This window comes from Stutzerimonas degradans, assembly GCF_024448505.1.
Classification (GTDB): Bacteria; Pseudomonadota; Gammaproteobacteria; order Pseudomonadales; family Pseudomonadaceae; genus Stutzerimonas; species Stutzerimonas degradans.
The window spans coordinates 1-3,103 of sequence record NZ_JAMOHV010000025.1; the positions used below are offsets into that span (position 1 = coordinate 1).

Consider the following 3,103-nt stretch of genomic DNA (forward strand, 5'->3'; position numbering starts at 1 on the left):
AATGTTCTTCTCTAGTTTCTCGTGCTGTTTCATTTAGATTCGATTCCTCAAGCGATCTGCGCGGCAGCGTCGTACTGGGCTGGCTTGGCGGCACGAATGGTGCGCCAGGAGTTGTAGGCCATCAGCAGCATGCCGGTGAGGAAGAACGCACCGCCCAGGGCGCGGACGATGAACCCGGGGTGGCTGGCTTCCAGTGCTTCGACGAAGGAGTAGGTGAGCGTGCCGTCTTCGTTGACCGCGCGCCACATCAGACCCTGGGTAATGCCGTTGACCCACATCGAGGCGATGTAGAGCACGGTGCCGATGGTGGCCAGCCAGAAGTGCGCGTTGATCAGACCGATGCTGTGCATCTGCTCACGACCGAAGACCTTCGGGATCAGGTGATACATCGAACCGATGGTGATCATCGCTACCCAGCCGAGGGCGCCAGCGTGTACGTGGCCGATGGTCCAGTCGGTGTAGTGGGACAGGGCGTTGACGGTCTTGATCGCCATCATCGGACCTTCGAAGGTCGACATGCCGTAGAACGCCAGGGATACCACCAGGAAGCGCAGGATCGGGTCGGTGCGCAGCTTATGCCAAGCTCCCGACAGGGTCATCATGCCGTTGATCATGCCGCCCCAGCTCGGTGCCAGCAGGATGATCGACATCACCATGCCCAGAGACTGCGCCCAGTCCGGCAGCGCGGTGTAGTGCAGGTGGTGGGGGCCGGCCCAGATATAAAGGGTGATCAGCGCCCAGAAGTGAACGATCGACAGGCGATAGGAATACACCGGACGCTCGGCCTGCTTCGGCACGAAGTAGTACATCATGCCGAGGAAACCGGTGGTCAGGAAGAAGCCCACGGCGTTGTGGCCGTACCACCACTGCACCATCGCATCGGTAGCGCCCGAATAGATCGAGTAGGACTTGAACCAGCTGACCGGGATTTCCAGGTTGTTGACGATGTGCAGCATCGCCGTGACCAGGATGAAGCCACCGAAGAACCAGTTACCCACATAAATGTGCTTGGCCTTGCGCTTCATGATGGTGCCGAAAAACACCAGCGCGTAGGAAACCCAGACGATGGCCAGGAGGATGTCGATCGGCCATTCCAGCTCGGCATATTCCTTCGAGCTGGTGAAGCCCTGCGGCAACGTGATGACCGCGAGGACGATCACCGCCTGCCAACCCCAGAAGGTGAAGGCCGCGAGGCTGTCGGAGAACAGGCGCGCCTGGCAGGTGCGCTGAACCACGTAATACGACGTGGCGAACAGTGCGCTACCGCCGAAGGCGAAAATCACCGCATTGGTATGCAGCGGTCGCAGTCGACCGAAGCTTGTCCACGGCAGATCGAAGTTGAGCGAAGGCCACACCAATTGTGCGGCAATCAGCACACCCAGACCCATCCCCACGATCCCCCAGATCACCGTCATGACGGCGAATTGGCGGACCACCTTATAGTTATAAGCAGACTCACTTATTGCTGTGCTCATGCAAAGGCTTCCACGCTAATGGCATTTTCAAAGGCAAAAACGGCGGCGAGTATGGATAAAGCAAGGGGGCAATGCAAACGGCTGCGGGGCGCTCGCAACGCGTCAAAACCCAGAATCCAAGCGTTTTCCAGACGTTCTGCAAGGTCGTTTTCGCGCCGTTCCGGTGCGCTGATCTCCGGCGTTTTCGCGTAGTTGCGGGGGCTCGGCGGACCAATCGGCAAAGCTTAGGACGTGAGTGCGGAAAGGGGGTAGTGCGGCTGGTCGAAGCGCCTGCGACAGAACGTCGCAGGCGGGAAAAACTTGTGTCGGGACAAGGTCAAGAGGGCGGTCCGAGTGTACCGCCCCTTGAGACTCACTGGCGGGCGAGTTGTTCCGGTTTTTGTGACAGGCTGTAAACGTAAGCGGCGAGCAGGTGCACCTTGTCATTACCCAGGTATTGCTGCTGCGCCGGCATCTGCCCGTTACGACCGTGGCGGATGGTCTGTTGCAGCTGCGCCAGGCTCGAACCGTAGATCCAGCCAGCCGGGTTGGTCAGCTTGGGCGCGCCGAGCATTGCCATTCCCTCGCCAGCTGCACCGTGGCAAGCCACGCAGTTCTGCGCGAAGACAGCCTTGCCAGCGGCCAGATCGGCTTGTGTACCTTCAGGCAGCGGCAGTCCGGCGAGTTCGGCGCGCACATAGGCTGCCACGTTCGCCACGCCTTCTTCGCCGATGACCTGACCCCAGGCCGGCATGGCACCGATGCGGCCATTGAGGATGCTGGCCTTGATCGCGTCAGGCTCGCCGCCCCAGCGCCACTCGTGGTCGGCCAGGTTGGGGAAGCCCATCGAGCCTTTGGCATCGGAGCCGTGGCAGATGGCGCAATAGTTGGCAAAAAGGCGGCTACCCATTTTCAGCGCCTGTTCATCCTGAGCCAGCTGTTCGACGCTCATGGATGCATACTTGGCGAAGATCGGGCCATATTTCTGCTCGGCCTGGTCCATTTCACGCTGCCATTCCTTTTCCTGGGTCCAGCCGTTCTCGTAGCCCGGCAGCACGCCCTTCCAGTTACCGAGACCGGGGTAGAGCACCAGGTACAGAATGCCGAACAGCAGCGTGCCGATGAACAGCATGAACCACCACTTGGGCAGCGGGTTGTCGTACTCCTCGATGCCGTCGAAAGAGTGACCCATGGTCTTGTCGGTCGTACCGGCCGATTCACCCTTGCGGGTGGCGAAGATCAGCCAGAACAGAGCGACGATGGTGCCCAGCGTTAGCAGGGCGATGTATCCACTCCAGAATGTGCTCATGTGCTACTCCTGGACAGCCCGAGGCACTCTGGCTGTCCGCGATTTAAGTCCCTGACGGTTGCCGCGCAACCGTCGTCTCTCTTAGGCGTAACGGTTCAACGCTTGTTGGTAAGCGCGGTGCCGAGGACCTGCAGATAGGCCACCATGGCATCCATCTCGGTCTTGCCCTTGACGGCTTCCCGTGCGCCGGCAATGTCTTCTTCGGTGTAAGGCACGCCGAGGGTACGCAGCGCCTGCATTTTCTTGGCGGTGTCCTTGCCGTCGAGGGTGTTCTCGACCAGCCACGGGTAGGACGGCATCTTCGATTCCGGTACCACGTTGCGCGGGTTGAACAGGTGGG

The 3,103-nt window shown here is 60.3% G+C and carries 3 protein-coding genes; all 3 read right to left on the reverse strand.

What is annotated here, in order from left to right; genetic code table 11:
• Positions 1 to 47: 47 nt before the first annotated feature.
• Positions 48 to 1,475, reverse strand: coding sequence for a cytochrome-c oxidase, cbb3-type subunit I (ccoN, locus tag NAV27_RS19055; protein WP_008567804.1), 1,428 nt, complete (start codon positions 1,473 to 1,475; stop codon positions 48 to 50).
• Between the two features lie 352 nt (positions 1,476 to 1,827).
• Positions 1,828 to 2,763 carry a cytochrome-c oxidase, cbb3-type subunit III gene (gene ccoP / locus NAV27_RS19060; protein ID WP_102828390.1) on the reverse strand — a complete coding sequence of 312 codons (936 nt, stop codon included), beginning with the start codon at positions 2,761 to 2,763 and terminating at the stop codon, positions 1,828 to 1,830.
• Between the two features lie 95 nt (positions 2,764 to 2,858).
• On the reverse strand, positions 2,859 to 3,103 hold a 245-nt coding region (locus NAV27_RS19065; RefSeq protein ID WP_256055319.1), incomplete at its 5' end, for a cbb3-type cytochrome c oxidase subunit II.